Genomic DNA, 22,963 nt, shown 5'->3' with positions numbered 1-22,963 from the left:
CCACCCATGACCGGCCTGTTCGACGGTGTCCTCAACCACGGCCCCCTCGGGCCGCTCACCGACGACACCGCCTGGCTCCGGGCCCTGCTCGACACCGAGGCCGCCCTGGCCCGAGCCCTGGCCGACACCGGCCTCATCACTCCGGAGCGGGCCGAGGCCGTCGCCGCCGCCTGCGCGGCCGACCGCTACGACCCGGCCGACCTGGGCCGGGCTGCGGCGGCCGGCGGCAACCCGGTCATCCCGTTGGTCGCACGACTCACCGAGAACGTGCGCGCGACCCGCCCCGACGCCGCCCGCCACGTCCACCAGGGGGCCACCAGCCAGGACGTCATGGACACCGCGGCCATGCTCCTGGTCCGCCAAGCCGGGGCCGCCCTGCGCACCGAACTGGCCGACCTCACGGGGGAGCTGCGAACCCTGGCCCACCGCCACCGCACCACCCCCGCGCCCGGCCGGACCCTCCTCCAACAGGCCCTGCCCACCACCTTCGGCGCCGTCGCCGCGAGCTGGACCTCCGGCCTGACCGGGGCGGCCGACCGCCTCGACCAGGTGCTGGACCACCACCTGGCCGCCCAGCTCGGCGGAGCCGTGGGCACCCTCGCCTCACTGCACCCGCACGGCCCGGCGGTGGCGGCCGCCTTCGCCGCCCGCCTCGACCTGCCCGAACCCTTCCTGCCCTGGCACACCGAACGCGGACGGATCGCCGAGATCGCCGCCGCGCTCGGCCGGGTGAGCGGCGCGGCCGGGAACGTCGCCCAGGACATCGTGCTGCTGGCCCAGACCGAGGTCGGCGAGGTCACCGAGGAGGGCGGAAGCGGTGTGGGCGGCTCCTCCACCATGCCGCACAAGCGCAACCCGGTCGCCGCCGTCAGCGCGCTGGCCGCCGCCCGCCAGACGCCCGGCCTCGTGGCCACCCTGTTCGCCGCGCAGATCCAGGAGCACCAACGCGCGGCGGGGGCCTGGCACGCCGAGTGGCTGCCCCTGACCGACCTGCTCCGGCGCACCGGCTCCGCCGTCTCCTGGCTGCGCGTGAGCGTCGCACGCCTCCGCGTGCACCCGGACCGCATGGCCGCCAACCTCGACCTCACCGGCGGGCTGGCCCTCAGCGAACGACTCACCGCGGACCTGACCCCCGAACTCGGCCGCCTGGAGGCCCACCAGCGCGTCACCACCGCCTGCCGGGCCGCCGTGGACGAGGGCCGCGACCCGGTGGAGGTCCTGGCCGAACACCTCCACGGCCTGCGCACCCGCGACCGGATCAGCGTCCTGCTCGATCCCGCCGACTACCTCGGCGCCGCACCGGTGTTCGCCGACCGGGTGACGGGTAGGACCGGCCGGACGGACCCCACCGACAACGAAGAAGGAACCGATGAGCGTTGACCTCCACCACGTCGTGAGCGGACCGGCGGACGCACCGCCGCTGGTGCTGGCCGGGTCCCTCGGCACCACCGGGCGGATGTGGGAGCCGCAGGTCGAAGCGCTCTCCACCGTCTTCCGGGTGATCCGCGTGGACCTGCGCGGACACGGGGAGTCGCCCGCGCCCGAGGGTCCCTACAGCATGGCCGACCTGGGCGGCGACGTCGTGGCCCTGCTCGACCGGCTCGGAATCGGGCGCGCCCACTTCGCGGGCCTGTCCATCGGCGGCATGGTCGGCCAGTGGCTGGGCATCCACGCTCCCGAGCGCGTCGACAGGCTCGTGCTGATGGCCACCTCCCCCCACATGGGACCCGCCCAGAACTGGCGGGACCGGGCCGCCGTGGCGAGGGACCAGGGCACCACCGCCCTGGCCGACGGGGTGGTACAACGGTGGTTCACCCCGGCCTTCGCCTCCGAGCACCCCCACGACGTCACACTCCTGCGCGACCAGATCGTCGACACCCCCGACGAGGGCTACGCGGGATGCTGCGGCGCCATCGAGCACCACGACGTCCGCGACGACCTGCACCGGATCACCGCGCCCACACTGGTCGTGGCCGGGGCCGAGGACCCCTCCACCCCGCCCGAGGGCCATGCCGCGCTCATCGCGGAGCGGGTGCCCGGAGCCCGGTTCGTGGTGCTGGAGGGCGCCGCCCACCTTCTGTCGTGGACGCACGCGGCCCGGGTCAACACGCTCATCACACAGCACCTGGCCGAGGCCGACCGCCGCGAAGCCGGGACACGGGTGCGTCGCGCCGTCCTCGGAGACGCCCACGTGGACCGGGCCGAGGCCCGCAGGACCGACTTCACCGAGCCGTTCCAGGACCTCATCACCCGATACGCGTGGGGTGAGGTGTGGACCCGGCCCGGGCTGGACCGACGCACCCGCAGCTGTATGGTGCTCACCGCCATGGTCGCCCAGGGGCACTGGGACGAGTTGGCCATGCATGTGCGGGCCGCCCTGCGCAACGGCCTGACCCCGGACGAGATCGGAGAGGTCCTCCTCCAGACCGCGGTCTACTGCGGGGTCCCGGCCGCGAACAAGGCGTTCGCGATCGCCCAGGGAGTCCTCGACGAGGGCCCGACGGAGTGAACGGTACGGAGTGAGGGCCGCCGCGCGGGGCGGGCGGCGAACGGCTCGGCGCACCCTGCCCGGTTCTGTCGGCGGCCTGGTGTACAAGGGAGGGCATGGACCAGAGCGCACAGGAACTGACGGCCCGGGGCGAACGGCTGCGTGAGCTGCACAGGGGGCCCGATCCCTTCGTGATCGCCAACGCCTGGGACGCGGGGTCGGCGCGGCTGCTGGGCGGGCTCGGCTTCGCGGCGCTGGCCACCACCAGCGCGGGACTCGCGCACGGGCTGGGAAGGGCGGACGGCGCCGGCCTGGTCTCGCGCGAGGAGACCCTGCGCAACGCCTCGGTGATCGCGGCCGCCACGGACCTGCCGGTCTCGGCGGACCTGGAGGACGGGTTCGGGCAGGCCCCCGAGGAGGTGGCCCGCACCATCGCGGAGGCCGGTGCCACGGGGATCGTGGGCGGTTCGGTGGAGGACACCACCGCCGACCCCCACACACCGATCCACGGGTTCGAGCTGGCGGTCGAGCGGGTCCGTGCGGCCGTGGAGGCGGCACGGACCCTGCCCTTCCCGTTCACGCTGACCGCCCGCGCGGAGAACTTCCTCCACGGCCGACCGGACCTCGCGGACACCATCCGTCGGCTCAGAGCCTTCGAGGAGGCCGGGGCCGACGTCCTGTTCGCTCCCGGGCTGCCGGACGCCGAGGCCATCCGAGCCGTGTGCTCCTCGGTGGAGCGCCCGGTCAACGTGCTCGCCTCCGGGGCGGCGGCGGGGATGTCCGTGACGGAGTTGGGTGCCCTGGGCGCCCGGCGGATCAGCCTCGGCTCGGGGCTGTCGAGATCCGCGCTGGCCGGTGCCCTGGCAGCGGCCGGGGAGGTCGCGGATCGGGGGACCTTCGCACGGATGACGGAGGCGGTGTCGAAGTCCGAGGTCGACGGGTGGCTCCGGGACTGACGGGCCCGCCGGATCAGTGCTTGAAGGCGACCCCGGCCATCTCCCACCGCTTGGTGTCGGCGTCGTCAGGGCGGAAGAGCGGGTCGCGCTCGGGATGGCGCCAGGTGGCGCAGTCCACCGCCTGTGGGCCCTGGTCGCGCCCGTCCGTCCAGGGACTGACCAACTCCAGCCCGTCGAAGACCGTGGCCACCTCCTCGGGGGCGCGCACCCGACCCCAGGGGGTGCCGAAGGACAGGATCTTCTCGGTCATCCACGCCCCCGCGGCGTGGTCGTCCGAGACGATGTGGGACAGGATCACGTAGGAACCCGGGACGAGCCGGTCCACCAGGCCGCGCACCAGGCCGAAGGGGTCGCTCTCGTCGGGCAGGCAGTGCAGCAGGGAGCCCAGCATGACGCACACCGGAAGATCGGGATCGATCAGCCCCTCCGCCTCGGGGGAGTTCAGGATGTCGTCGACGTCCCGGACGTCCGCTCCCAGGAACGCCGTCCCGGCGCTGTCGGTGACCAGGGCCCGGCCGTGGGCGAGCACGATGGGGTCGTGGTCCACGTAGAGGACGCGCGCCCCCGGGTTGATCGCCTGAGCCACCTGGTGGGTGTTCTCCCCCGTGGGCAGTCCGGCCCCGAGGTCGAGGAACTGCTCCACCCCCCGGGCACTCACACACTCGACGGCCCGGCCCAGGAACGCCCTGTTGTCGCGGGCGAAGGCGACGAGTTCGGGGATGCCCTCGGCCAGCGACTCACAGGCCTTGCGGTCCGCCTCGAAGTTGTCTTTCCCTCCCAACAGGTAGTCGTACATCCGCGCGATGCTCGGAGTGTCCATGTCGAGGTGTGGAGGGAAGCGATCGGCCATAGGAGAGGTACCAATCAGGACTAGTCGTGCGGGGTCATCTCCAGGCGAATCGTAACCGTGTTTCGGCGTTCTTACCGGCGTTTTCCACAAGAAAATCGATCGGACACCTCACGGGTCAGCTCCGTCTCCGAATGGCGCTTCACGGAACGGTCGAAACCGGGCAGGTGATCGGCGACACGCCCTGGGGCGACGGCCCTCACGCGGTCTCCGATTCCCTCCGGCAGCGGTGGTGGCGGGGGTGTCACGGGGTGGGACCAGAAGCCCGCAGGGGAAAGGGGATTGGTTGTTTGTGCCTGGGCGGCGAAAACGTCGATTCCGGTTTCACTGAGTTCCCGGGAATGGTCCGTCGTCCCGTCCTCCCCGAACTGCGCGCCCCCGGCCGAGGGGACCTTCGGGCCGATGGGCGGCGTCCGGACCAGTTCCACCAACGCGCGCCGTTCCCGGCCCGCCCATCGGGTGAGCACGAAGGGATCGCGGTCGGCCTCGGCCCCCAGCGCGGTCGCGACCGCAGCCAGGTGCGCGCACCGTCCGTCCCAGTGGTCGCAGGAGCACGTCGCGACCAGGCCTCCCCACCCCTCCGGCACCAGGTCCAGGCCGAGCAGAGCGAACACCCGTGCCGCGGCCTCGGGCAGTTCACCGGCGAGCAGACGCGCCCGGAACAGCGGCTGCGAGGCCAGTGCCGCGCCCACCCGCTCCCAGTCCGCGCCCTCCCACACGGTCCGGATCAGGCTCACCTCGTGCCCCCGGACCCTGGCGCCCACCTCACCGGCCCGCACGGAGAACCGCTCCACCGCCCCGGGATCGGTACCGACCGTTCCCAGGGCCCCGCTCACCAGTTCCGACCAGCTCATCCCGAGACCGCCTCCGGCGCCAGCCGCACCACCTCGCGCAGGTCCTCCACCGACAACCCGCCCAGCCACCCCTCCCCGGTGGCCACCGCGCCGTCGGCCAGCACGCTCTTGCGTTCGATCATCTCGTCCACCCGCTCCTCCACGGTGCCCACGCACACCAGCTTGCGTACCTGCACATTCCTGCGCTGACCGATCCGGAAGGCCCGGTCCGTGGCCTGGTTCTCCACCGCCGGATTCCACCAGCGGTCCACGTGCACCACGTGGTTGGCGGCGGTCAGGTTCAGTCCGGTCCCGGCCGCCTTGAGCGACAGCAGGAACACCACCGGGCCCGCCACCGTCTGGAAGTGCTCGGTCATCCGCTCGCGGTCGGCGCGTGAGGTGCCGCCGTGCAACCACAGCACGGGCACGCCCAGCCGGGACCGCAGGTAGGGCGCCAGCCGTTCACCCCAGCGCGCGTACTGGGTGAAGCACAGCGCCTTGTCGCCCTCGGCCACCGCCTCGCCCAGGATCGACTCCAGGCGGTCGAGCTTGCCTGACCGGCCCGCGAGCGCCGAACCGTCCCCGAGGAACTGCGCCGGGTGGTTGCAGATCTGCTTGAGTCGGGACATGGACGACAGCACCAGCCCCTTGCGCTCCTTCTCGTCGGCCTCGGCCATCCGCTCGGCGAGGTCGTCCACCACCGCCTTGTACAGGGAGGCCTGTTCGGGGGTGAGCGTGCACCAGGTACGCATCTCCTGCTTCTCCGGCAGATCCGCGATGATCGAACGGTCCGTCTTCAGGCGACGCAGCACGAACGGCCCGGTCAGCCTCCGCACCAGGTCAGTGCCCTCGCCCGATCCCTCCTCCGCCTCGGCCCGGTCGGCCACCGCGCGCTGGAAGTCGGCCGCCGTCCCGAGCAGCCCGGGGTTGGCGAACTCCATCACCGACCACAGCTCGCCCAGGTTGTTCTCCACCGGGGTCCCGGTGAGCGCGATCCGTGTGGCGGCGGGCAGCGAACGCACCGCCCGCGCCTGCGCCGTGGCATGGTTCTTCAGCGCCTGGGCCTCGTCGCAGACCACCCGGTGCCAGGGCATCCCCGACAGCTCCTCGGCGTCGCGCGTCACCACCCCGTAGGTGGTGACCACCAGGTCGCAGGCGCCCACGATCCGCGCCAGCGCGTTGCCGGTCGGCCGGTCCGGCCCGTGCTGGACGTGCACCCGCAGCCCCGGGGCGAACTTCCCCGCCTCCTTGCGCCAGTTGCCGACCAGCGACACCGGGCACACCAGCAGGGTCGGACCGGGCGCCGGACCCTCGGCGCGCTCGTCGGTGAGCAGGGCCAGCAGCTGCACGGTCTTGCCCAGCCCCATGTCGTCGGCGAGCACCGCGCCCAGCCCCAGCTCGCCCAGGAACCGCAGCCAGGCCGAACCCCGGTCCTGGTAGGGGCGCAGTGCCCCCTCGAACCCGGGCGGGGCGCCCATGGGACGGGGCGCGGCCTTGGCCCCGCCGTCCAACAGGGCGCCCAGCGGCCCTCCGGCCACGACGTCGGCCACAGGCAACGGGGTGGGCTCCGCGCCGATCGCCGTCCGCAGCGCCTCCTCGCGGCGGATCGGGCCCCGACCGCTCCGCCGCATCAGGTCCAGGGCGGCCTCGACGCGTTCGGGGTCCATCTCCATCCACCGGCCGCGCACCTGGACCAGGGAGCGCTTGAGCCGGGCCAGTTCGGCGAGCTCGTCCAGTTCCTCCCCGTCCAGTGGCTCCCGCGCTCCGGGGCCGCCCAACAGTGCCTCGAAGGACACATCGACCAGTTCGGTGGGGCCCACCCCGCCGCGCCCGCGCCGCTTCGGTTCCTCGCTGACCGTCATGCGCAGTGTGAGGGCACCGCGGCCGCTCCACTCGGGCAGGACCACGCCGAACCCCGCCGAGGTGAGTCGAGCGGCGGTCTGCCCGACGAAGGCCTGCGCCCGTGCGGTGTCCATGGTGAGGCGGGTCGGGGCCAGGTCGCCCAGAGCGCGCTGGAGACCGGGCATGTGGCGAGCGGCCCGGCGCAGGTCGGCCAGGGCGGTGGTGGCGACGTCCTCGGGCAGCCAGGCGGCGCCCTCGCCCAACCACACCTGTTCCAGCGGCAGGCGCAGACCGGGATCGGTGGTGGAACGCACCCAGAACTCCACCGTCCAGGGACGCGGACCGCCCTGGGCGCTCTCGGGTTCGGGTTCGCGCAGGACGAAGAGGAGCTGGGCCCGGCCGCCTCCGCGCACCCGGGACCGCCACTCCCGCAGGGGGCCGCGCAGGTCCCTGGCGGTGTCGGGGTCCACCCGGGAGTGGTCTCCGGTGAGCGCGGACGCCAGCCGTGCGGCCGCTGGTACATCGGCGTCCGGGCGCGCGTCCCCACGGGCTCCGGGCGCGGCCGTGGCGAGTCGCCGGGCGACAGCGTCGGTGAGGAGTTCGAGCGGGGCCAGCACGCACCGGCGGGGCGCCTCCCCACGGTCCTCGGGGGCCAGGTGCGCGACGGCAGCCGGGGGAAGCGCCGCGGTGAGCGCGGACAGGTGCTCCTCCGCTGTGTCGAGGGGGGCGGGCCGCCACCGGGCACGGGGCGGGTCGCCGACCAGATCGGGCAGGACGCATCCGGCTCGGACCAGCCCTTCGGCGAGGGTGTGCACCGCCCGCAGGTGGGTCAGGGCGGGGCCGAGTGCCACGGGGAGGGCCTCCGCCGCCGACAGCAGGGTGTCGGCCCGAGCGGCGGACAGCTCCAGCCCCGGGACCGACCAGGCGCGGAACTCCGCGGGAGCGGTGTCGTCGGTGTCGGACGGGGCGGGGGCCTCCCGGGTCCCCGGCAGCCACAGGACCGGAGTGACGGAGCCGGGGGAGTCGGGGTCGATCCCGGCCTTGGCGGCCATCGCGCGCAGCTCCTCCACCCCGGCGGCGCCGGGGTGGGTCCCCGTCGCCGGGGCGGCGGGGGTTTCCCGCTCCTCGGCCTCTCCCCAGAGCACCAGCGTGTCCCTGGACCACACCGCGTGCAGAACCCGCACCACACCCCCCGCACCGAACACGAACGTCGTCGGCACCCAGTATCACCGGGGCCGACGACGTTCCGGGACGTGCGGGTCAGAGGTTGTTCGGCACCGTGTTGCCCACGGACTCGATGCCCTTCCTCAGGTCGGTGCGCCACAGCAGCACACCGCCGATGATGAAGAAGACCACCAGCGAGAAGATGGCGGTACGGAACCCGCCGGTCAGGTTGACGACCAGGGTGATCGAGGCCGCGCCCAGCAGCACCGAGCCCCGGTCGGCCAGCTGGAACAGGCTGAAGTACTCCGCCTCGTGCCCGCGCGGGATGAGCAGCGAGTACAGCGCCCGCGCGAGGGACTGCGTGCCGCCCAGCACCATGCCGATGCCCGCGCCCAGGAGCAGGAACAGTACCGGATCGTCGGGCGGCAGGTAGTAGCCGCAGGTGACCAGGGCGCACCAGGCGACCAGGCTCGCCAGGACGGTGTTCTTGGTGCCGAACCGGCGGCCGATCCACCCCATGAGGAGCGCGCCCGCGAAGGCGACGAACTGGATGAGCAGGATGGTGGCGCTCAGGATCGCCAACGACAGGTTGAGGTCCTGGCTGGCGAAGCTGCCCGCGAAGTAGATGACCGCCTGGATGCCGTTGTTGAACAGCACGAACGCGATGAGGAACTTCAGCGTGTTCGGGAATCGGCGCATCTCCCGCAGTGTGCGCCAGTACTGCTTCAGCGACGCACCCAACCTCGGCGGACCCGGCTCGGCCGCGAGCCTGCCGTAGCGGTTGCGCAGCAGACGGATACCGATCACCGAGAACACGAACCACCACAGGCCCACCGAGGCGAAGGCGATGCGGACCGCGTGCCCCTCCGAGACGCCCAGAGTGTCGGCGGAGGCGAGCAGGCCCATGTGCGCGGCCAGGAGGAGACCGCCGCCCAGGTAGGCCATCGCCCACCCCGTCACCGACACGCGGTTGCGTTCGTCGGCCGTGGCGATCTCCGGCAGGAAGGCGTTGAACACCACCAGGGACATCCCGTAGAAGGTGTTGCCCGCCACGAAGAGCAGCACGGCGACCTGGTAGTCGCTGGTGAAGTACAGCGAGCTGACACACAGGGAACCGGCGGCGGCCAGCCAGAACAGCCAGCGCTTCTTGTGCTGGGTGTGGTCGGCCAGGGCTCCCACGACCGGCAGCATCACCAGGAGGATGAGCCCGGCGACCGTGGTGACCATCGGGTGTAGGGAGTTCGGGTGCAGGCTGAACCACTCGACCCCGAGCGGGTACAGCACCAGGCCCGGCTGGGAGCAGTCGCCGGCCGCACCCGCCTCCGAACAGGCCAGCCCCGACAGGTAGGGGCCGATGAGCACGGTGACCACCGAGGTGATGAACACCTGGTTGGCCCAGTCGTAGGTGTACCAGCCGCGCTGTTCGCGTCTGCGCAGCGCGGGGTCGGACGCGGGGGAGTTGTCCGCCGCCGGAGGCGGGGGTGTGGTGGACATCGAGGGGGGCTATCCGATCTTCGTGGTTCTGGGGGGCTGGTTCCAACGGCCGCGTCGGAGGAGAACCTCGCGCAGCGCGACGGTGTTGTCGGTGATGATGCCGTCCACGCCCGCGTCCAGCAGGCGCTCCATCACCTCGGGCTCGTTGACGGTCCAGACGTGCACCTGCATGCCGATCCGGTGCGCGGCGCTGATCACGTCCCGGCTGAGGATCGGGAAACCGCCGTGGCTCATCGGGATCTGCGCGCAGACCGGGGTGCGGCTGGCGGTGGGGCGCAGGAGCGGGGAGAGCGAGGCCAGCCGGAGGCGGGCCACGTCGACGGGGCCGCAGGAGGTGGCCACGCGGGGGCCGTAGATCCGTCGGGCCCGCTCCAGGCGGTTCTGGTCGAAGGAGCCCACGCACACGCGGTCCCACGCCTGGGTGCGGCGGAGCACCTCCAGAAGCGGAAGGACGGCGCCGTCCGCCTTGAGGTCGATGTTGAAGCGTGCCTCCGGCCAGGCGCCGAGCAGATCCTCCAGGAGGGGGACGGGTTCCTTGCCCGCAACCCGGGCCCGGGCGACCTCCCGGTGGGGGAGCGCGGAGATGGCGCCGTCCCGGTCGGTGGTGCGGTCCAGGGTGCGGTCGTGGAAGGCCATGAGCACGCCGTCGCTGGTGGCGTGCACGTCCGTCTCCAGGTACGTGTAGCCCAGGTCGACGGCGTGTTGGAAGGCCACCGCCGTGTTCTCCAGCTCGGTGCGGCGCACACCCTGGTCGTCGGTGAGCCACCCGCCCCGGTGGGCGAGGGCGACGGGCACGGGGGAGGAAAGGTACGCGTGAGTCACGTCTTGAAGTATGACGGTTCCCAGGTGGGGCCGCTCGCCGAGGGGCGGCCGTGTCGACGGTCGTGAGAAACCTGGAATGCCAGGTGGCACGGGAGTGCGCCCGCCCGCTCCTTGACGGGCGTCAGGGTGTCGTCCCCCCGGAAGGAATCCGTTCATGTCGCACTCCTCTCACCGCCACCCCTGCCAGCACCCGGTCTGCGCCCGCGGCGCGGCCAATCCATGGCGACCGGTGCGGACCCCCGCCCGCTCTCCGCGCCGTGGGATGACCTCGGGCCGGTGCGCGGCGTCCCCGCTGGCGGGCCACCGGACCCCCGGCGACGTGCACCGGCTGGCGCAGCAGATGGCGGAGGTCCTGGTCGGCAGGCGGGCTCCGGAGGTGCTGCGGAACCACGTGACGGTCCCGGTGCGGGAGGAGCTGCGTCGCCTGCGCGGATCGGTGCACTGCGCGATGGCGCCCCGGCTGACCCGGGTGTTCCACCAGCCGCTCGGCGCGGGCGGGATGGAGGCCAGCGCCGTGATCGCCTGCGACAGCCGTACCCGGGTGTTCGCCTTCCGTCTCCGTCGCGAGGGAGAACGCTGGGTCTGCACCCGCCTGGAGACCGACAGGACCCGCTGACGGGGGCGCGCTGGGGGCCCGGGTGCGCGGGTGGCCCGGCGGCGGCCGCCGCCGGGCCCTTCCGGCCTGATCGTGGGGGACGGCTACCGGCTCGTGGGTGAGGGGAGGACCACCGGTGGATCCCGGTGCTCGCATGCGGGGGCTCCAGGGCACCTCGGGTGTCGAGGGTGTGGCGGCGTCGCCGAAGTGCGGCGGGGGAGAGGGGGAGAGCGGCTCCCGCGCGGACCACGGGTACCGATCGGCTCGAACACGCACCAATGGTGCAAAAGCTATGGATGCGGCCGATCGCGCGTCGATAGGGTCCGTGTGGGATGACCCCCTGACCGGGGGGCGCCTTCGGTCATCGGCATCCCCGTACTTATGGGAAGGAGAAGGCGGACCGCGCCCGCGCGCGGCCGCCACTCGTGTATGAAACCCGTTGACATCGCTCGCCTGCACAGCCTCAGCGCACCGTCACTGTCCCCGGACGGTGCCCTGGCGGTCCTCGCCGTGTCCCGCCCCGACCTGGAGGAGGACGCCCACCTCGGTTCCCTCTGGAGCGTTGCCACCGACGGCTCCGCACCCGCCCGCAGGATCACCCGGGGCACGCGCGACAGCGCCCCCGCCTTCTCGCCCGACGGTCGCTGGATCGCCTTCCTTCGCCCCGATGAGGACAAACGCCCCCAGATCCACGTCCTGCCCTCGGACGGCGGCGAGCCCTGGAAGATCACCGACCACCCGCTCGGCACCGGAGCGTTCACGTGGAGCCCCGACTCCTCCCGCCTGGCCTACAACGCGCGGGTGCCCGAGGAGAACCGCTACGTGGAGGGAGCCCCGGACCAGGAGCCGCCACGCCGGATCACCACGCTGAAGTACCGCCGTGACGACTTCGGGTTCACCAACGACCGCCGCCAGCACGTCTTCATCAGTGCCCCCGTCGACCCGTCGGGTGAGACGGGCGAGCCGGTCCAGGTCACGGAGGGGGACGCCGACCACGGTCGCCCGTCGTGGACCCCGGACGGCACGGGGCTGGTCTTCGACGCCTCCCTGCACGGGACGCGCGACACCGATCTGGTCCGCGACGTGTGGGCCTGCCTTCCCGAGGCCGGGGCCGAACCGCGCCGGATCACCCGGGGCGACCTGGGCGCCGGGACGGCGAGCCTGTCCGAGGACGGCGCCACCGTGTACTTCCTCGGTGACGAGCTCGGCCCGGACCGCGACGACTTCGTGGGGCGGGTGACGGGCCTGTGGTCGGTGCCCTTCGACGGCTCCGAGGCTCCTCGGAGGCTGACCGGGACCGAGGACCCCCGCATGGCTCTGCGCACCCAGGTGACCGACGAGGGCGTGCTCGTCGCCGGTGAGAACCGGGGCGCGGTCGAGCTGTACCTGGTCACCCCCGGCGGCGTGCGCACCACGCTGTTCGGCGGTCGCGTGCAGGTGACCTCCTTCGACCACGCGGGCGGGGTCACCGTGGTGGCGGCCGCCGGAGAGCGCCACAGCGGCGAGCTGTACGTGGTCACCGGGGACGGCGCCCGGGCCCTGACCTCGTTCGCGGACCAGGATCTGGACCCGCTTCCGGTGACCGAGCTGACCGCCCGCACCGAGGACGGCAACGAGGTCCACGGCTGGTTGGCGGTGCCCGAGGGCGAGGGGCCGCACCCGGTGGTGCTGATGATCCACGGTGGCCCGTTCGCCCAGTACGGCTGGCAGCTCTTCGACGAGACCCAGGTGTACGCAGCGGCCGGGTACGCGGTGGTCTACTGCAACCCGCGCGGTTCGTCGGGCTACGGCCAGGAGCACGGCCGGGCGGTCATCGGTTCGGTGGGCGCCACCACCTCCGTCGACGTCCTGGCCATCCTTGACGAGGCCCTCGGGGACGACCGGCTGGACGCCTCCAGGGTGGGGGTCATGGGCGGCTCGCACGGCGGGTTCATGACCACGTGGATCGCGGCCCACCACGGCGAGCGCTTCCGCGCCGCCATCAGTGAGCGCGCGGTCAACGCGATCGACAGCTTCCAGGGGTCCTCCGACATCGGGGCGTACTTCCCGGAGCCGCTGTACGGTCCGCCGGAGACCTGGGCCGAGGAGAGCCCGCTCAGCCACGCGGACCGCATCGACAAGCCGTTCCTGATCATCCACTCCGAGCAGGACTGGCGCTGCCCCGTGGAGCAGGCCCAGCGTCTGTTCGTGGCGCTCAGGAAGCGGGGACACGAGGCCGAGATGCTGCTGTTCCCGGGAGAGGGGCACGAGCTCTCGCGCTCTGGTCTGCCCAGCCACCGGGTGGCCCGATTCGAGGCGATCCTCGACTGGTGGGACCGCCACCTGTGACGCGGCCGGGTCGGACACCCCCGGGTGTCCGACCCCCTTCCCCGTGCGGGAGTGAGACGCGTCACGGTCAAGTCCGCGCTTGGTCCGGTTTTGACTCGACGTCCACGGGAAGAACGAAGCGCCACCCGCGCCCCCGGCGGGGTTCCGGGACGGGGCGTGCCCGGTTCGGGAGGACCGGGTTGCCCATCGGCAAGTAACGAAAGGGTCGCTTCGGGTCCGGGGGATGAATTAGTGTTCCCCCAGGTCGGAACGCCCCAGTTCGTCACCACCAGGGTGACAGCGTACGACCTGCCGTTGCACCCCGCTCAGCAGCTGTCCTTGTCCCAGGAGCGGGGGCCGTCACGACGCCCGGCGAGTTCCCGCGACCCTTCCCGTCGCCGCCGGTATCCCCCCACCACGCATCCCCGCGCCGTCCCTCGGCGTGCCTTCGGGATGCCCGAGTGTCGGTAAACGGGTGTGGGAGAAAGGCAGTCGGTGCTTTGACTCGCAACCCCGAACCCACCCGTCGCCTGACGACGGTCGGCTTCGTCGCTCTCGGTGCCGTGGTCCTGTCCTCCGGCGTGGCCCTGGCCGACCAGACCGAGTCGGAGGCCCGTGAGCGCTACGAGGAGCTCCAGGAGGAGCTCTCCGGGCTGAACGCGGACTTCAACGAGGCCAAGGAGGACCACGCCGCGGCCGAGGCCGAACTCGAGGACCTCCAGGAACGCCTGGAGGACGCCGAGGAGGAGCTGGACGCCAAGTCCGGCCAGGTCTCCGTCATCGTGCAGGGCGCCTACACCGGCGCCACCCACAGCTCGATGGGCGTGCTGTTCGGCGCGGACGCCGACAACGCGCTCCAGAACATCGCCGACCTCGACTACCTGTCCGAGGGGCAGCAGGCGACCCTGGCCGACTACGTGACCGAGGTCGAGAACGCCGAGGAGCTGTACAACGCGGCGGGGGCGACCGAGCAGGCGGCGGCCCAGTCCATGGAGGCCGCCGAGGAGGCCGTGACCCAGAGCGAGGCCGCGCTGGAGGAACAGGCCGCTGTCCTGGAGAGTCTGGGCGGTGTCGACCCGACGGTGGGCGAGGCCGCCGACACCGGCGGCGGCTCCGCCGCGGAGACCGCCGCCGTCTCCGGTGACGTCCAGGCCGTCCTGGACTTCGCCCGCGCGCAGATCGGCAAGCCCTACGTCTGGGGCGGCACCGGGCCCGACGGCTACGACTGCTCCGGTCTGACCCAGGCCGCGTGGGCCCAGGCGGGCGTGAGCCTGCCGCGCACCACCTACGACCAGGTCAACGCCGGGACCCCGGTCTCGCGTGACCAGCTCCAGCCCGGCGACCTGATGTTCTTCTACGACGTCTCGGCGCCGAGCCACGTGGGCATCTACGCCGGCAACGGGATGATGATCCACGGGTCGAACCCGTCCAAGCCGCTGGAGGAGGTTTCGCTGGCCGCCTACTGGGACGGTGTCTTCACCAGCGCCGTCCGTCCGGGCTAGGAAACGCCGTGCGCGGTGCGCCCCGGTCCGTCCTCCCCGAGGGTGGACCGGGGTTCCGCCCGAAGCGGTGCCCGCGTATCCTTCGGCGCATGGGTCGTCTCGTTCTCAGGGTCGCCGCGGGTGTCGCGGTCGTCTTCGCCCTGTTCTGGCTGCTGTCGGTGATCGTCGGCCTGTTGGTGTGGGGAGTGATGATCGCCCTGGTCGTCGGGGTCGTCCTGCTGGGCCTGCGCATGCTGCGGTCCGAGTCCTCCGACCGGCGCCGCTGACCCCTCCGCTCCGACCGCTCCGGCGCCCCCGTGCGGTCCGGACCACTCCCTCGTGACGCCCGGAACCCGCTTCGGTGACACATCGAGGAGAGCCGACACTCACTCTGTGTGGGGAAACATCGCTATAGTGACTCTGTGTCACTGAATAAGCACGTAGGGTCTCATGTCGACGGGGTGTCGCACCGTGGCCGGGTGGAACGGGTCGCGACCCGCGTCTTCCGCAACGACTGGAGCGCGCTGACACCACCCGCAACCGGCCGCTGGACACCCGAACTCACGGTCAGCGTCATCATCCCCGCGCGGGGCGGGCAGGCCCACCTCGACCTGGCGCTGGCCTCGCTCTCCGCGCAGACCTACCCCGAACACCTCTTCGAGGTCGTGGTCGTCGACGACCACTCCGCGCCACCGCTCGCGCTCCCGGACCACCGACCCCGCCGCTGCCGCGTGGTCGCCGCGCCCGACGGCGGATGGGGCGCCGGGTACGCCCGCGCCTACGGAGCCCACGCCAGCACCGGCGACATCCTCATGTGGATGGACGCCGACATGGTCGCCTGCCCCGAGTTCGTCGAGGCCCAGGCCCGTTGGCACCACGCCCACGCCGAGTGCGTCACCCTCGGCCGCGTCCGCTTCACCGACACCGACCCCCACGGCCCCGGGGCGGTCCTGGCCGCCGCCCGCTCCGGCGACCTTCACCACGACCTGGACACCGGGGGCCGCCACGACTGGATCGAGCACCTGCTCGACCAGAGCGACGACCTGCGCGACGCGGACCACCTCGGCTTCCACGCCTACCTGGGCGCGGCGGCGGCGGTACGACGCAGCCTCTACGAAGCGGCCGGGGGCGTTGATCCCGACCTCGACCTCGGCCAGGACACCGAGTTCGGCTACCGGCTCTGGCAGGCCGGAGCCGTCATGGTCCCCGAGCCCACCGCCACCGCCTGGCACGTGGGCCCGGCCTCCACCGCCCGTACCCGCCTGCCCTCGGAACGCTTCCGCACCGCGGTCCTGGCCGAACTCATGCCGCATCCGCACGCCTACCGTGAACGGGTCCCCGAGGCGCGCCGCCGCACCCCGCTGGTCCACGCCGTGGTGGACGTGTCCGGCGCCCCCTACGACCTCGTCCGGGGTTGCGTGGACCGGCTACTCAACGGCACCGAGACCGATCTCGCGGTGACGCTGGTCGCCGACTGGGAGGGCGCCGAGGCGGCCTCGGGAGGATTCGACGGCCCCCAGATCGATCTGCGCCTGATCCAGGCCAACTACCTGCGGGAACCACGGATCTCCTTCGCCGCCACCGCGCCCAGGACCGGTTTCCCCTCCCCGTTCCTCCTCCAGGTGCCCGTCGCCTGGGGGCTGGGCGAACTGGCCCTGTCCCGGCTCCTGGCCAGCGCCGAACGGGCCCGTGCCGGGCTCACCGAACTCTTCCTGGCCGCCTCGCCCACCCGCGACGCCGGGGTCCGGCTCTGGCGCACCAGGGCCCTGGCCCGGGCCATGCGGGTGTGCGACGACGAGGAGGACCTGGCCGACGTGGTCGCCGAACTCCACGGCCGGTACCGCATCCACGGAGGAGAGGGCACCCTCACCGACCTCACCCTGCACCGTTCGGTCCCGCCGCCGCCCCGGGCGGCGGTCGGGCTCCGGGGGCCGGTCCCGACCGATTCCGTCGACACGGATGACCGTTCCGGTGACGCGGGGGGCGACGACGAGGACGAGGAGAGACGCGGGCGCTGGTGGCGCGGGCGACGCCGCGCCAGGCCCCGCCACCGGATCCGTTCACTCTGGTACCGGGCCTGCCGGGCCTGCGGACGCGAGATGCCCGACGAGGACGACCCCGGCCGGGGCCCGGCCGCGACCGGGTAGGTGGGGGAAGACACCGACCCGGACGGGCGGACCCGGTCGCACCGCACAGCGCTCGCAAATCACACGTGACCCAGCGCTACCCGGACAGTACGTAAGGTACCGGATCGTACGCGTGCGACGGGCGCGCCACCGTGGTGACGCGCCCGTGGACGCAGGTGCCGCCCTAGGAGCCGATCGCCTCGATGGACGTCAGCAGGTCCTCACGCAGGGAATCGTTGACCGGGGTCGAGTCGGTCTCCTCGGAGGCCGCCTCCTGACCCTCGGGGCTCACCACGTACCGCAGGAACGCCTTGACCCGCTCGGCCTCGCCCTGGTCCGGGAAGTCCAGGCACACGGTCTCGTAGCTGACCAGCACCAGCGGGTAGCTGCCCGGCTCGGTGGTGCCGTAGTCCAGGTCCAGCGCGAGGTCGTACTCGCTCGTGTTCTCCTCGCGGCGCGGTGAGTCGGCCACGACCTTGGCGGCCGCCTCCGGCGAGATGTCCACGAACTCGTCGCCCACACCGATGCTCGCGGCGGGAAGGCCGTGCAGGTGGGACATCTCCACGTACCCGATCGCGCCGTCGGCCCGCGAGACCGTGTCGGCGATGCCGCTGTTGCCCTGCGCGGACTCACGCGGGGTGATCGGCCACTGTCCGTCGGCCTCGTGCGGCCACGAGTCGGGGGCGGCGTCGGCCAGGTAGCGGGTGAAGTTCTCCGTCGTCCCGGAGTCGTCGGCCCGGTTGACCTGTGTGATCGCCAGGTCCGGCAGGTCGGCGTCGGGGTTGTCCTCGGCGATCTCCGGGTCGTTCCAGCGCGTGATGTCCTGGTTGAAGATCTTCGCCACGGTGTCCGGGCGCAGGTTGAGGTCCTCGATCCCGTCCAGGTTGAACACCACCGCGATCGCCACCACGTACGCGGGCAGGTTGATGGTGTCCGAACCGCCGCAGCGCGACACGGCGTCGGCGTTCTCGTCGGCGTCCATGGCCGCGTCGGTTCCCGCGAAGGTCACCGCGCCGTCGATGAACTGGTTGCGGCCGCCGCCCGAACCGATCGAGTCGTAGTAGATGCGCGCGTCCTCGCAAGCCGACTGGAAGCCCGCGATCCACGTCGTCATCGCGTTCTCCTGGGCGCTGGACCCGGAGCCGTGCAGGCTCCCCGAGAAGCACTCCAGGTCGTCGGGGACCGCCGGGCCCGCCCCCTGGACGGCGTCGTCGCTGCCACAGGCGGTGGACGCGAGAAGAAGTCCGGCCAGCGCGGCCGAGGCCGCGCCCCGGTGGGCGCTCGAACGGCGCTGGGTGCGGGTGCGCTTGTTGGACGGGAGCACGCTGCTTCTATCCCCTTCGTCGGAGTCGGTGGTCCTCGTTGTCTTGACCACGGGCCGCCGGTACCCGGCGCGTCGTCGCTGGTGATGGAACACCGCCGATGAATTTAACCATTGCCGGACCGACTTCCCCAACGCGGGTGTGTGCGGAACCGGACGTGTCCGTGGCGGTACGGGGGACTCCGGGTGGACGGGAGGTGAACGAGGCGTTTTCGCCCGGTGAAGGTCCTTTGTTCCGGCCCTCGGGCACGTGTGGGATCGGGCATGTATGACACGCCGAACGACCGGGCAGTGGTCCTGGGTGATGAGCGCGCACAGCACCGACCCGAACCGGCAGCAGGCACCCACCTCGACCTACCGACTCCAGCTGAGGCCCGGTTTCGGCCTGGCCGAGGCGACCGCACTCCTGGAGCAGCTGCGCCGGCTCGGGGTGGGCGCCGTGTACCTGTCACCCCTCCTCGCCGCCACTCCCGGGTCGGACCACGGGTACGACGTGGTGGACGCCACACGCGTCTCCGAGGCGCTGGGCGGAGAACGCGCCCGAGCCGACCTCGTCGCCCGGGCGCACGCGCTCGGGATGCGGGTGGTCGTCGACATCGTTCCGAACCACATGTCCGTGGCCCGCCCCGACGCCAACCCGTGGTGGTGGGACGTGCTCCGGCACGGCCGCGACTCCGTGTACGCCCGCTGCTTCGACCTCGACCACGGCTCCGGGCCGATCCTGGTCCCGGTCCTGGCCGACGACGGCGACGACGGCCGCGCCGCCCTGTCCGAGCTCACCCTCACCGACGGCGACCTGGTCCACTTCGACCAGCGCTTTCCCGTGGCCCCGGGCACGTACACCCCCGGCGACGACCCGGCGGACGTGCACGAACGCCAGCACTACCGTCTGGTCTCCTGGCGGCGCGGCGACAGCGAACTCAACTACCGCCGCTTCTTCGACGTCGACCACCTCGCCGCCGTCCGTGTGGAGGACCCCGGGGTCTTCGACGCCACCCACGCCGAGATCCTGCGCTGGGGCGTCGACGGGCTGCGCGTGGACCACGTCGACGGGCTCAGCGACCCCGGCGGCTACCTCCGCCGTCTCGCCGAACGCTTCCCCGGGTGGATCGTGGTGGAGAAGATCCTCGCCCCCGGCGAGTCCCTGCCCGCCTCCTGGCCGGTCGCCGGGACCACGGGATACGACGCGCTGCGCACGGTCTGCGGGGTGTTCGTCGACCCCGACGCCGAACCCGTCCTGACCGCCCTGGCCCGCGAACACGGCGTGCCCACCGACACCGGCGCCGTCGACCACCAGGCCCGCTCCCACGCCGCCAACGAACTCCTGCGCGCGGAGGTGCGCCGCATCGTGGCGACCCTGCCCGACGCCGAGGGCAGCGAGGAGGCCGTCACCGAACTCCTCGCCTCCTTCGATGTCTACCGCTCCTACCTGCCCGAGGCCGAACCCGCCTGGGCCCGCGCGGTGCGCGCCGCCGCCGAACGCCGCCCCGACCTCCAACCCGTCCTGAAGACCCTCGACCGGACCGTTCGCGACAACCCCCACGGTGAGACCGCCCGCCGCGTCCAGCAGACCAGCGGCATGGTCGTGGCCATGGGCACCGAGAACACCGCCTTCTACCGGGCCACCCGCTTCGTCGCCCTCAACGAGGTCGGCGGCGAACCGGCCCGCTTCGGCGTGGACACGGCGGCCTTCCACGAGGCCAACCTGCGCAGGGAGGCCGCCGAGCCCCTCACCATGACCGCGCTCTCCACCCACGACACCAAACGCTCCGAGGACGTCCGTGCCCGCCTGGCCGTGCTGTCGGAGATCCCCGCCGAGTTCGCCGACGCCGTCCGCCGTTGGGGCGCGCGCGTACCGCTGCCCGAGCCCGCGCTGGACCTCCTCGGCTGGCAGACCCTGCTCGGGGCCTGGCCCCTGAGCGACGAACGCCTGGTCGAGTACCTGCTCAAGGCCGCACGTGAGGCCCGCCTCGGCACGTCCTGGACCGCCCCGGACACCGACTTCGAGGACCGCGTCCGCTCCTGGCCCGAGCGCCTGCGCGCCGACGCCGACCTGTACGCCGAGGTCGGGGCCATGGCCGAGTCCCTGCGTGAGCCGGGGTGGAGCAACGCCCTGGGGCAGAAGGCCGTCCAGCTGCTGGGGCCGGGCGTGCCCGACGTCTACCAGGGCACCGAACTGTGGGACCTGTCCCTGGTCGACCCTGACAACCGCAGGCCCGTGGACCACGAGACCCGCGCCGCGCTCCTGGGCCGGTTGGAAGAGGGGTGGCGTCCGCCCGTGGACGGGACCGGCGCCGCCAAGCTCCACCTGGTTCGCACGTGCCTGCGCGCCCGTGAGGAGTTTCGTCCGACCGGGTACCTGCCCCTGGCCGCCCAGGGGCCGTCCGCCGCGCACGCCCTGGCCTTCGCCCGCGCGGTGCGCGGCTCCCGCGAGCCCGCCCTGGCGGTGGTGGCCACACGACTGCCGGTGACGCTGGCCGACGCCGGGGGCTGGGCCGATACCGTGCTGCCGCTGCCCTCGGGACCGGGGGAGTGGACCGACCTCCTCACCGGCCGCACGCTCGCCCCGGAGCGCGTGGACGGCCTCACCACCGCCCGCCTTCCCGAGGTCCTCGACCACTACCCGGTGGCGGTCCTGGTCAGGCGGGGCGCCGTTGGTTCGCTCACTGACTGATCAATCAGTCAGTTGCGCATGGCTGACGAGGTGTGCCGTCCGAACCGATTGTCCCTGCGCATACGGGGTTGTGGTCGGGTCGGAGTGGTCGGGACGACGCGTCGGCGGCGAAGTGTTTTTCGATCACATGTTGCGATAATCGCCATGGCGTTGTTACGTTCTCATCGTGAACGACAACGTGGTCGACGACGTACGCGGCAGGGCCCGGGAGGCGATCCGCCGATCCGGTCTCTCCCAGCGGCAGTTCGCGACCAGACTCGGTATCGAGCCCAGCAAACTCTCCAAGTCACTGACCGGCACCCGGCGGTTCACCGCCCTGGAACTGGCCGGTATCGCCGACGAGACCGGGGTGACGGTCAACTGGCTCATCAACGGTGAGGACGACGCCGAGACGGTCTCGGCGGCTCCGCGCGACTCGTCGGCGGTCAGACCGCCGTCCGCGAGTCTGGCGGACCACCCGAAGGCCGCCCGGGAGCACAACCGGCGTCTCCAGATCATCGAGGCCGCCTGGACCCTCATCGCGGAGCACGGTTACCACTCGGTGCGCGTCGCCCAGGTCGCCCAGGCCTGTGGCACCTCCAGCGCCACCGTCCACTACCACTTCCCGACCCTGAACGACCTCCTCGTGGAGGCGCTGCGCCACTCGGTCAAGCAGGCGTTCGACCGCCAGGTCGCCGGGCTGCACACCATCGAGGACCCGTACGAGCGCCTGCTCCAGCTCATCGAGCTCCAGCTGCCCGGATCGGACCGCCTGCGCCTGGAGTGGTCGATCTGGCTCCAGGTGTGGACGGCCGCCGCACTGGACCCCCAGATGCGCGAGCTGCACGCCGACTCCTACCGGCGCTGGCACGAGACCATCGCCCGCACCCTCCGTGAGGGGAAGGAGAACGGAACCTTCGGCGACCTCGACGTCGAGGAGACGACCAGACGCCTCACCGCCCTCATCGACGGCTTGGGCATCCAGGTCATGACCGGGATGCCCGGACGGTCCGTCGACCACATGCGTCACACCCTGCGCTCGGTCATCGACCGAGACGTCCTCGGGTGAGACGCCCCGTACCCGCACCACCACCGCACACGCCCAGAGACGGAGCCCCGCCTTGAGCGACCTCATGAACCCCACACCCATCCTCACCTGCGCCCTCACCGGTGCGGGGGACACCGTCGGCCGGAGCGAGCACGTCCCGGTCACCCCCCGGCAGATCGCCGCCGCCGCCGTCGAGGCCGCCGAGGCGGGCGCCAGCGTGGTGCACATCCACGTCCGCGACCCCGAGACGGGCGCCCCCTCCCGCGACAACGCCCTCTACCGGGAGGTCGTCGACCGCATCCGCCAGACCGGCGTCGACATCGTCATCAACCTCACGGCGGGCATGGGCGGTGACCTGGTGATCGGCCAAGAGGACCCGCTCCTGTTCGAGGAGGGCACGGACCTCGTCAACGGGCTGGACCGCCTGCCGCACGTGGAGGAGCTGCTGCCCGACATCTGCACCCTGGACTGCGGAAGCCTCAACTTCGGGGACGGCAGCCAGGTGTACATCTCCACCCCGGACATGCTGCGCGCGGGCGCCAAGCGCATCCAGGAGCTGGGGGTCCGCCCGGAGCTGGAGATCTTCGACACCGGCCAGCTGTGGTTCGCCAAGACGATGCACGCCGAGGGCCTCATCGACGACCCGTCGATGTTCCAGCTGTGCACCGGCATTCCCTACGGGGCTCCCTCGGACCCGGGCGTGCTCCAGTCGATGGTGAACCTGCTCCCGGCGGGCGCGCAGTGGGCGAGCTTCTCCATCGGCCGCAAGCAGATGCCGTGGGTGGCGCAGTCGGTGCTGCTCGGCGGGCACGCCCGAGTGGGCCTGGAGGACAACCTGTACCTCAGTCGCGGAGTGAAGGCCACCAACGGCCAGCTCACGGAGAAGGCCGTCTCCATCATCGAGCAGCTCGGCGCCCGGGTGGCCACACCGGACGAGGCCCGCGCCATGCTCCAGCTGCGCAGCGCGTCCTAGCACCCCCGACCCC

17 protein-coding genes are annotated in these 22,963 nt (G+C 72.4%); 11 read left to right on the top strand and 6 right to left on the bottom strand.

Features of this window, described 5'->3' with window-relative positions; all coding sequences use genetic code 11:
• Window positions 1-6: 6 nt before the first annotated feature.
• The 3 genes from pcaB to BDW27_RS06490 all read left to right on the top strand — a co-directional run bounded on the left by pcaB (window position 7) and on the right by BDW27_RS06490 (window position 3,444).
• Window positions 7-1,380, top strand: coding sequence for a 3-carboxy-cis,cis-muconate cycloisomerase (gene pcaB, locus BDW27_RS06500; RefSeq protein ID WP_110048606.1), 1,374 nt, complete (start codon window positions 7-9; stop codon window positions 1,378-1,380).
• Complete coding sequence (gene pcaD, locus BDW27_RS06495; protein WP_110048605.1) at window positions 1,370-2,509, top strand: 3-oxoadipate enol-lactonase; 1,140 nt, start codon at window positions 1,370-1,372, stop codon at window positions 2,507-2,509. Before pcaB ends, pcaD begins: the two co-directional genes overlap by 11 nt.
• Before the next feature lie 95 nt (window positions 2,510-2,604).
• A complete protein-coding gene (locus BDW27_RS06490; protein ID WP_110048604.1) occupies window positions 2,605-3,444 on the top strand; it encodes an isocitrate lyase/phosphoenolpyruvate mutase family protein in 840 nt (279 codons plus the stop codon).
• Between the two features lie 13 nt (window positions 3,445-3,457).
• Here the strand turns inward: BDW27_RS06490 and BDW27_RS06485 are convergent, their stop codons facing one another.
• The 5 genes from BDW27_RS06485 to BDW27_RS06465 form a co-directional block, all read right to left on the bottom strand.
• Complete coding sequence (locus BDW27_RS06485; RefSeq protein ID WP_110048603.1) at window positions 3,458-4,294, bottom strand: SAM-dependent methyltransferase; 837 nt, start codon at window positions 4,292-4,294, stop codon at window positions 3,458-3,460.
• Between the two features lie 71 nt (window positions 4,295-4,365).
• A complete protein-coding gene (locus BDW27_RS06480) occupies window positions 4,366-5,145 on the bottom strand; it encodes a hypothetical protein (protein ID WP_110048602.1) in 780 nt (259 codons plus the stop codon).
• Entirely contained in the window at window positions 5,142-8,150 is a 3,009-nt protein-coding gene (locus tag BDW27_RS06475) for a DEAD/DEAH box helicase (protein ID WP_110048809.1), read from the bottom strand. The genes BDW27_RS06480 and BDW27_RS06475 overlap by 4 nt, the downstream gene beginning before the upstream one ends.
• 76 nt (window positions 8,151-8,226) lie before the next feature.
• On the bottom strand, window positions 8,227-9,624 hold the full coding sequence (locus BDW27_RS06470; protein WP_110048601.1) for an MFS transporter: 1,398 nt from the start codon (window positions 9,622-9,624) through the stop codon (window positions 8,227-8,229).
• 9 nt (window positions 9,625-9,633) lie between these two features.
• Complete coding sequence (locus BDW27_RS06465; RefSeq protein ID WP_026129058.1) at window positions 9,634-10,446, bottom strand: glycerophosphodiester phosphodiesterase; 813 nt, start codon at window positions 10,444-10,446, stop codon at window positions 9,634-9,636.
• Window positions 10,447-10,600: 154 nt separating this feature from the next.
• On the opposite strand from BDW27_RS06465, the gene BDW27_RS06460 reads away from it, so the two are divergent.
• From BDW27_RS06460 to BDW27_RS06445, 5 genes are all read left to right on the top strand, one after another.
• Window positions 10,601-11,062: an Rv3235 family protein gene (locus BDW27_RS06460; protein WP_026129057.1), complete on the top strand. Its 462-nt coding sequence runs from the start codon at window positions 10,601-10,603 to the stop codon at window positions 11,060-11,062.
• Between the two features lie 408 nt (window positions 11,063-11,470).
• A complete protein-coding gene (locus BDW27_RS06455; RefSeq protein ID WP_110048600.1) occupies window positions 11,471-13,369 on the top strand; it encodes a S9 family peptidase in 1,899 nt (632 codons plus the stop codon).
• 479 nt (window positions 13,370-13,848) lie between these two features.
• Window positions 13,849-14,850, top strand: coding sequence for a C40 family peptidase (locus tag BDW27_RS06450; RefSeq protein ID WP_110048599.1), 1,002 nt, complete (start codon window positions 13,849-13,851; stop codon window positions 14,848-14,850).
• A gap of 89 nt (window positions 14,851-14,939) precedes the next feature.
• Window positions 14,940-15,116 carry a hypothetical protein gene (locus BDW27_RS27405; RefSeq protein ID WP_017543491.1) on the top strand — a complete coding sequence of 59 codons (177 nt, stop codon included), beginning with the start codon at window positions 14,940-14,942 and terminating at the stop codon, window positions 15,114-15,116.
• Between the two features lie 192 nt (window positions 15,117-15,308).
• On the top strand, window positions 15,309-16,976 hold the full coding sequence (locus tag BDW27_RS06445) for a glycosyltransferase (RefSeq protein ID WP_233515656.1): 1,668 nt from the start codon (window positions 15,309-15,311) through the stop codon (window positions 16,974-16,976).
• A gap of 163 nt (window positions 16,977-17,139) precedes the next feature.
• Here the strand turns inward: BDW27_RS06445 and pstS are convergent, their stop codons facing one another.
• The gene (pstS, locus tag BDW27_RS06440; protein ID WP_110048597.1) at window positions 17,140-18,279 is read right to left on the bottom strand and encodes a phosphate ABC transporter substrate-binding protein PstS; all 1,140 of its coding nucleotides are present in this window, start codon (window positions 18,277-18,279) and stop codon (window positions 17,140-17,142) included.
• A 301-nt stretch (window positions 18,280-18,580) separates the two neighbouring features.
• On the opposite strand from pstS, the gene treY reads away from it, so the two are divergent.
• From treY to BDW27_RS06425, 3 genes are all read left to right on the top strand, one after another.
• Window positions 18,581-20,950, top strand: coding sequence for a malto-oligosyltrehalose synthase (gene treY / locus BDW27_RS06435; RefSeq protein WP_110048596.1), 2,370 nt, complete (start codon window positions 18,581-18,583; stop codon window positions 20,948-20,950).
• Between the two features lie 166 nt (window positions 20,951-21,116).
• The gene (locus tag BDW27_RS06430; RefSeq protein WP_110048595.1) at window positions 21,117-21,998 is read left to right on the top strand and encodes a TetR/AcrR family transcriptional regulator; all 882 of its coding nucleotides are present in this window, start codon (window positions 21,117-21,119) and stop codon (window positions 21,996-21,998) included.
• Between the two features lie 52 nt (window positions 21,999-22,050).
• Window positions 22,051-22,950 (top strand): 3-keto-5-aminohexanoate cleavage protein, encoded by a 900-nt coding sequence (locus BDW27_RS06425; RefSeq protein ID WP_110048594.1) that lies wholly within the window; start codon window positions 22,051-22,053, stop codon window positions 22,948-22,950.
• The last annotated feature ends 13 nt before the right edge of the window (window positions 22,951-22,963 follow it).

Source organism: Nocardiopsis sp. L17-MgMaSL7 (genome assembly GCF_003182025.1).
Classification (GTDB): domain Bacteria; phylum Actinomycetota; class Actinomycetes; order Streptosporangiales; family Streptosporangiaceae; genus Nocardiopsis; species Nocardiopsis prasina.
This window is presented reverse-complemented; position numbering and strand designations above follow the sequence as displayed.